Below are 7,529 nucleotides of genomic sequence, written 5' to 3'. Positions count from 1 at the left end.
GCCCCGAAGCGTCGTCGGCGCCCCTCCTCCGGCCCAGGCCGTCAGGGTAGCCCAACGCAAGGTGCCGCAAAACAGTCCTCCCCGGCGCAGTCCCCCAAGGTTGCGGCGCCCAAGGCCACCAAGGCTCCGGTCCCGACGGCTGAGACCTTCACCGAGTTGGGCGTCCCTGCCGTCCTCAACGACGCGCTGGCGCCGCTGGGCATCACCAAGCCCAGCCCCATCCAGGCCGCCACCCTTCCGGACTCCCTGTCCGGCCGCGATGTCCTCGGCCGGGGTAAGACCGGCTCGGGCAAGACCTTCGCGTTCTTGCTTCCGCTGGTGGCGCGCCTCGCCGAATCGAACCGTCGTCCCAAGCCGGGCAAGCCGCGCGCGCTGGTCCTGGCCCCCACGCGTGAGCTGGCCGCTCAGATCGAGGAGTCGTTGAAGGTCCTCGAGGCTCCCACCCATCTGCGTAGCCGTGCGATCTTCGGCGGTGTGGGCCAGAACCCGCAGGTCAAGGCGCTGCAAGCCGGCGTGGACGTGGTCATCGCCTGCCCCGGACGCCTGCTCGACCTGATGGGTCAGGGGCACGTGGACTTCTCCGACCTGCAGGTTGCCGTCCTGGACGAGGCCGATCAGATGGCCGATATGGGTTTCCTGCCCATGGTCAAGCGGATCCTCGACAAGGTTCCCTCCACTGCGCAGAAGATGCTCTTCTCCGCCACGCTGGACAACGGGATCGACGTGCTGGTCAAGAAATACCTGCACAACCCGGTGATCCACGAGGCCGATTCGGTCGAGGGTCCTCAGGTGCAGATGGAACACCATGTCATCAGCTTGGACCCGGAGCAGCGCCTCGAGGCGGTCAAGGATCTGGCCTCCGCGCCCGGCCGCGCCATCGTGTTCACGCGGACCAAGTACGGGGCCAAGAAGCTGGCCAAGCAGTTGGTGCAGCAGGGTGTTCCTGCTGTGGAACTCCACGGGAACCTGTCGCAGGGTGCCCGTACCCGCAACCTGGACGCCTTCGGGTCCGGCCGGGTCAACACCCTTGTTGCCACGGATATCGCCGCGCGTGGCATCCACGTGGACGACGTTGCCGTTGTGGTCCACGCCGACCCGCCGGTTGAGCACAAGGCCTACGTCCACCGCTCAGGCCGTACCGCCCGCGCTGGTCAGTCCGGCACGGTGATCACCCTGGTCACACCTGAGCAGCGCGGCGATGTGCGCACCCTGATGCGTCAGGCCAAGATCAAGCCCACCGTCCACACCCTTTCTCAGGCCGTGCTCACCGACTTGGCTCCAGGTGAGCGCGTCACGGTCTCTGCCGTCGAGGCCCAGAAGATCGCCAATCCTGAGGCCTTGGCCCAGAAGGCGGCACAGCAGCAGGCTCGCCAGCGCAAGCAGGGTTCGGGGAACAAGTCCGGACGGAACAAGTCCGGCCAGGGCAATGCCCGACGTACGCAGGACGGCTCCCGCTCCCAGGCCGCCTCCGCCGGCCAGTCGGGTCAGGGCCCCGAGCAGGGCGGTCGTGACGGTCACGGTCGAGGCGGCCGCAGGGGCCAGGGACAGCAGGGTTCCGGCCAACGTTCCTCTCGCAGCGCACGTGGCGGTCAGGGTGGCCGCGGCCGCGGTGGCCAGGGTGGCAGCCAGCGGGTCTACAGCACGGGCTCCGGCCCACGTCAGGGCAACTGACCGCATTCGCATCACTCAGGAGTCAATAGCGCCGAGTGCTGAGGTTTCAGGAGTCGCTTACGCAGGGTGATCCCCGCTCGACGCAGCACAACTGACTCCCAAGATTCTGACGCGACGCACCTGACTCCCCAGTTCCACCCGCCCTGTCCACGTCCAGCCCCGCGTCATGCCGGTACAAGCACCGCCATGACGCGGGGCTTTCGTGATGAAATATCCGGGTGAGCGCCTCGACTTCCGCACCGCCCCGCACCCTGCGGATCGCCATCGTGTGCATGCATACCTCCCCCACAGCCATGCCGGGCTCCCCCGATGCCGGCGGCATGAACGTGGTCATCCTCAATACCGCGCTGGCGCTGGCCGCCCGCGGGCACACCGTGGACCTGGTGACCAGACGATCTGACCCGGACTCCCTGGCGAGCTTCGTGGTGGTCCCCGGGATCATGCTGCACCTGTTGAACGCGGGTCCGGCCGAGCACGTCACGAAGTCAGCCCACGAGGAACTCATCCCCGATTTCACGGCGTCCCTGGACACCTGGGTGAAGAAGCGAGTCGGCACCGATCAGGCACCGGATCTGCTGCACTCCGAGCACTGGTTCTCGGGGGTCGCCGCGCTGCCGGTTGCGACCGAACACGGCCTGCCACACGTGCAGAGCTTCCATTCCATCGCGGCCGCCGCCGGGGCCGGCCTGGATGAGGGTGAGCCACCGGAATCTCCGGGACGCAACGCCGGAGAGGCGCTCGCCGCCGAACGCTCCGACCTCGTCATTGCCGTCAGTTCCGCCGAGCGAGACACCATCGTGGAGCGGCTCGGGGCCTCCCCGGAGCGGATCCGCATCGTGAACCCCGGCGTGGATACGGAGCAGTTCCACCCCCTCACCGATGAGGAGCCTCAGCCAGGCAGGGAGTACCTCCTCTTCGCCGCACGGCTGGAGCGGCTCAAGGGCGTGGACCTGGCCATTCGCACCCTGGCCGCGATGCCGGAATCTGATCGCCCCAACCTCGTGATAGCAGGTGAGGCCGCACCTGATTTCCGCGACTACGTCGATGAGCTCGACGCCCTGGCCGTCTCGTTGGGTGTTGCGCATCAGGTGCTGCACATGGGGACGCAAAGCCGCGAGGACCTGGCCCGGCTGCTGCGGGGGGCGCGACTTCTGCTCAACCCGAGTTATTCGGAAACCTACGGCCTCATCAATCTGGAGGCGGCCGCCTCCGGCGTTCCTGTCATCGCGACCCGGGCGGGCGGGATGGTCGAGTCCGTCGTCGACGGGGAAACCGGCGTGCTCATGACCGGCCGTGATCCCGAGGACTGGGCCCGCGCCGTCGGGCAGGTGCGCAACGACGCGGCGCGGCACGCGCTGATGCGCTCGGCAGGCCGCGCGTTCGCTCGTGAGCACACGTGGGCTCACGCTGCGGAGGCCACCGAGCGCTGCTATGCGGAGTTGCTGTCGTGACAGCACCTGCAACCCCCTTGGAAATGCTGGAAGCGGTCTGCGCAGTGGCGAGGCCTCGTGTTCTCGTGGTCCACGCGCATCCGGACGACGAGACCGTGCAGACGGGCGGCCTCATGGCCTCCCTGGCCCGGAACACGCACCTGATTCTGGCGACCTGTACTCGTGGCGAGGCCGGGGAAATCGTGCCCGGAATCCTCCCCGAGGGGTTCACCGAGACGGAATATGTGGCCAAACGCGAGCACGAGCTCGCAGAGGCATGTTCGGCTCTGGGGATCCAGGAACGATATTTCCTCGGGATGCCTCCCGCCCGTGCCGGCCGGTTACTGCGACGAGACTATCGCGATTCAGGTATGCGCTGGGTCAGAGAAGGCCTGGCGGGACCGGCCGACGGAACCGACCCACGCACCTTCACGTCCGCCCAGCTGGAGGAGGAGGTCGCGGACCTGTTGGCGCTGATCCGGGCCACCTCGCCGGATGTGATCCTGGGGTACGACCGTGAGGGAAGCTATGGGCACCCGGACCATATCCGCGCCCACGAGCTGGCCGCGGCCGCCGCAAGCGCAGCCGACCTTCCACTGGTGGAGATCGCCTCAGCCGACGAGGCACCCGAGTTCAGCTGGTTCGACCTGAGCTCCCGGAAAGCCGAAGCGGTGGCGGCGCTCGGTTGCCACGCTACGCAGCTGCGTGTCGTGAACCAGGAGATCGTGCATGTGGGGGGCCAGCACCAGCGGCTGCCTTTGCGGTCCGGGCTGCGTTTGGTTCACTGACACTGCGGCGGTCGTCTGCCGGTGAGCCGACGCCCCATCCGTTGAGACCTGGCGCGCTGAGCCTGTGGCATAAAACGTTCCGCCGAGCTGTTGTTCCGACTACCGTTACCGGTGTCGCTGCGGATCTTGTGAGGTCCGGGCGCCCGGAACCTGAATCGAGACAGTTCAAGGAGCTATACCCATGAAGATCGCCGTGTACGGAGCCACCGGTATGGTCGGCAGCGAGATCACTGCAGAGGCCGTCAAGCGTGGCCATGAGGTCACCGCCATCACCCGCGGTGGGACCTCAGTGGAGGGAACCACTGCCCTGGCCGCAGATCTTTCCGACCTGTCCACCTACCGGGATGTGGCTTCGAAGAACGACGTCGTGGTCCTGGCTGTCCCCTCCCCGCGTGACGGTTCCAGCCACGACGAGTTCCGGGAGCTGCATGAGGAGATCGCGGAGACCCTGATCCCCGGCCGGCTCTTCGTGGTGGGTGGCGCCGGCGCCACCCAGACCCCAGACGGCACCATGCTGAAGGACACCCCGGACTTCCCGGCCGCGTACAAGCCGGAGGCGGACACCTTCGCCGCCGTGCTGCTTGACTACCAGTCCTCCTCCGGGCTCGACTGGACCATGCTGGCGCCTGCACCCGAGATCGCTCCCGGCCCGGCCACCGCCTATACCCTGGGATCCAACCAGCCCGCAGGCGACTTCGTGTCCGCGGGCACCTTCGCCGTGGCCGCGCTCGACGAGATCGAGACGCCCAAGCACAAGGAGCAGCGCTTCACGGTCGCCAACGCCTGAGTCGGTTCCGGCGTCGAACCTGAGGCAGCTCCGCCATCGAACCGATAGCGGAGGTTCCCTCCCACAAAGCTTGAGTGCCGTTGGCCGCATCTCCGGATGGATTTGCGGTCAACGGCACTCACGTTCGTTGTGGGGGCGGCCGGAGCGTCACTCCCGGCTCTGGTCCACCAGCTTTGAGGCGGGTTCGGGAGCCTCCGTCCGTTCGTCCGCGCCCTTCATGACCGGGTACGTAACATCGGCGCGGCGCTTGAGTTCGGCGGCACTGATGCCCATACCCGCGTCGGTGTACCCCTTCTCGAGCTCCCGCATGGAATACACGTAGTCGCTGTTCATGTCCTGAGTCACCGCGGTCCATTCGAGGTTGGTCACCTTGGGCGCTCCCTCGGCAGGAACCTCGACGGCGGCGGTGGTCAACAGTCCCGACGTCACGCGGGGATCGCGCTGGGCCACACTGGACTGTCCGGAGACCATGTTGCCCATGGACCAGACCACCCACATGCCGTTGCCCTGAGGCCCTCCGTCCAGCTTGGTGATCGGCTCCGGGACGTGGGAGTGGTTGCCGAAGACCAGGTCGAACTGACCGGACTCGGCCATCTGGTCCGCGATCTGAGTCTGTTCCGGCACAGGGTCGGAGACGTACTCGGTGCCCCAGTGCATCGAGGCCACCACGAGATCGGCACCGTCTTCACGGGCTTCCTTGGCATCCTCGATCAGGTCATCCACCGTGCGGTTGCCCAGCTTGCCCACGACGTTCCACGACCATGGCTGCTCTTCCGGGATGTGGATTCCGTTGGTCAGGGTCGAGGCGGAGAGGTGTGCCACCTTCAGATCACGATCGCCGACCTTCAGCGTGTAGAACTGCGTCTGGTCGGCCTCGTCTTCCGAGCGGGCCGTGCCGTGGTGTCCCAGTCCTGCCTCGTCCAGGGCGTCCAGGGTGGACTCCACTCCGGCAAAGCCGCGGTCCATGGAGTGGTTGGTCGCGGTGGCGCAACCGTCCCAGCCCATCTTCTTCAGCGAGGCGGCGATTTCCTTGGGGGCCCCGAAGGCAGGGTAGTTGGAGGGTTGGGTTCCTGGAGGAGCAACGGGGATCTCGAGCCCACAGATGGAGAGGTCTGCACCCTTGATGTACGGCTCGATGTTCTTCGTCAGCTTCGTGTAGTCGAGTTTGCCACCTGCCGAGCGCTTGGCCGCCTCGTTGACGGAGAGGTGAAGCAGGACGTCACCGCCCGCGGCGATGTGGATGGTGGTGGGCTCGGGCTCTTCTGTCGGCGTGGGCTCCGGCGTCGCGGTGGACTCCGTTGACTCGGTAGCCGCCGTCTCAGACGAGGCATTCGAGGACGAGGCGTCGTTGGACGCGGATGACGCGCAGGAGGACATCACCAGAAGTGCTGCCGTCGCCATCGCAATCATCGCCGGCTTACGCGCAGCAAAACTGGGGAAACTCATAGGTTCATGGTCGCATATCAGGATTCCCATAGTGTGCCGCGATGCCCTGCCCGATCCGTTCGAGATAGGTGGCGGCATACCGCAGGCTGCTCTCGGTGTCCGGGGCCAGGTCCGCTACGGCGCGACAGGCAATGAAGCCGGCGGCCCTCCACTCCGATTCCCGAAGGGTGGTGCGTCCGCAGACGACCACACAGGCCGCGCCCGCACCGACGCGTGCGGTCAGACCTGCCACCCCCACCGGAGTCTTTCCGCCGAGGCTCTGATGATCCAAGGAGCCCTCCCCCGTGATGACCAGGTCCGCTCCCGTCAGCGCGGTCTCCAGCCCGACCAGTTCCATGACCACGTCGATCCCGGGTTCACGGTGCGCGCCCAGCCCGGCCATGGCACCGAACCCCACGCCGCCCGCGGCACCCGCGCCAGGCGCTTCGGCCAGCTCGGGACCCACCAGCTCGGCGAATCTGCGCAGCCCGGCCTCCAGAGTCCCGACGTCCTCCGTGGAGGCGCCCTTCTGCGGCCCGAAGACCGCGGCGGCACCCTCTGCGCCCAAGAGCGGGTGGTCCACATCCGTGGCCAGGACCAAATCGGTTTCGTGAAGGCGTGGGTCGAGGCCGGAGAGATCCACGCGAGCCAATGCACCCAGGTGGCCACCGCCGTCGGGCAGATCCGCACCACCTGTCTCCGTCAGGCGCGCTCCCAGAGCAGCCAGCATGCCGGCTCCGCCGTCGGTGCAGGCGCTGCCGCCCACAGCCAGCGTGATGTGACGTGCTCCGGCATCCAGGGCTGCCCGGATCAGGTCTCCGGTCCCCCGGGAGGTTGCCGCCAGCGCATCCCGCTCGGCGGCGGGAACCAGCGCCAACCCCGAGGCGGCCGCCATCTCGATGACGGCCTCGTCGTCCCGCAGCGCGAACTCTGCCTCGACGACAGCACCGAGCGGGCCGCAGGCCCGTGCCCGGACGGAAACGAAGCCGGCGGCGAGAGCCGCGTCCACGGTGCCCTCACCGCCGTCGGCCATCGGCACGCACGTGACCTGGGATGACGGCATGGCCGTCGTGATGCCGCTGGCCAGGGCCGCGGCGACGTCCGCAGCAGAGAGCGAATCCTTGAACTTGTCGGGGGCGATGACGACGCGCATGAGGGTCACGTTAGACCAACGGAAGCATAGTTCGTAAGACCCTTGTCACAACTGATATATCAGTTGTACGTTACTGACATATCAGTACCGACCGGGCTGATCCCCCTTCGCGAGAGACGGAGCCCCCATGCACTTGGCGACCCGCCTGGAACGCCTCGGAACGGAGACCGCGTTCTCCGTGGCCCAGGCCGCAGCCTCCTGGAAGGCGGCCGGAAACACGGTCTATCCCTTCCACCTGGGTGATATCAACATTCCCCCCGCCCCCCCCCGCCTCG

The 7,529-nt window shown here is 67.2% G+C and carries 6 protein-coding genes and 1 pseudogene; 5 read left to right on the top strand and 2 right to left on the bottom strand.

The features are described 5' to 3' along the window. Positions 1-156: 156 nt before the first annotated feature. The 4 genes from Q0A15_RS02555 to Q0A15_RS02540 all read left to right on the top strand — a co-directional run bounded on the left by Q0A15_RS02555 (position 157) and on the right by Q0A15_RS02540 (position 4,676). Entirely contained in the window at positions 157-1,671 is a 1,515-nt protein-coding gene (locus tag Q0A15_RS02555) for a DEAD/DEAH box helicase (protein WP_291277972.1), read from the top strand. Positions 1,672-1,889: 218 nt separating this feature from the next. Next, positions 1,890-3,122 (top strand): glycosyltransferase, encoded by a 1,233-nt coding sequence (locus Q0A15_RS02550; protein WP_291277971.1) that lies wholly within the window; start codon positions 1,890-1,892, stop codon positions 3,120-3,122. Further along, positions 3,119-3,889, top strand: a complete 771-nt coding sequence (locus tag Q0A15_RS02545; protein ID WP_291277970.1) for a PIG-L family deacetylase — start codon at positions 3,119-3,121, stop codon at positions 3,887-3,889. The genes Q0A15_RS02550 and Q0A15_RS02545 overlap by 4 nt, the downstream gene beginning before the upstream one ends. 181 nt (positions 3,890-4,070) lie before the next feature. Further along, on the top strand, positions 4,071-4,676 hold the full coding sequence (locus Q0A15_RS02540; protein WP_291277969.1) for an NAD(P)-dependent oxidoreductase: 606 nt from the start codon (positions 4,071-4,073) through the stop codon (positions 4,674-4,676). Positions 4,677-4,823: 147 nt separating this feature from the next. On the opposite strand, the gene Q0A15_RS02535 is transcribed toward Q0A15_RS02540, so the two are convergent. Together Q0A15_RS02535 and Q0A15_RS02530 are read right to left on the bottom strand one after the other, a co-directional pair. Beyond that, entirely contained in the window at positions 4,824-6,122 is a 1,299-nt protein-coding gene (locus Q0A15_RS02535) for a CapA family protein (protein WP_291277968.1), read from the bottom strand. A gap of 4 nt (positions 6,123-6,126) precedes the next feature. Further along, on the bottom strand, positions 6,127-7,254 hold the full coding sequence (locus Q0A15_RS02530) for a glycerate kinase (protein WP_291277967.1): 1,128 nt from the start codon (positions 7,252-7,254) through the stop codon (positions 6,127-6,129). Positions 7,255-7,381: 127 nt separating this feature from the next. Here Q0A15_RS02530 and Q0A15_RS02525 point away from each other — a divergent pair. Continuing rightward, positions 7,382-7,529: pseudogene (locus tag Q0A15_RS02525) on the top strand (aspartate aminotransferase); the annotation flags it as partial.

It is taken from the genome of Galactobacter sp. (genome assembly GCF_022712295.1).
Lineage (GTDB): Bacteria > Actinomycetota > Actinomycetes > Actinomycetales > Micrococcaceae > Galactobacter.
Note: the sequence above shows the minus strand (reverse complement) of the source record. Positions and strands in the feature narration are given on the sequence as shown.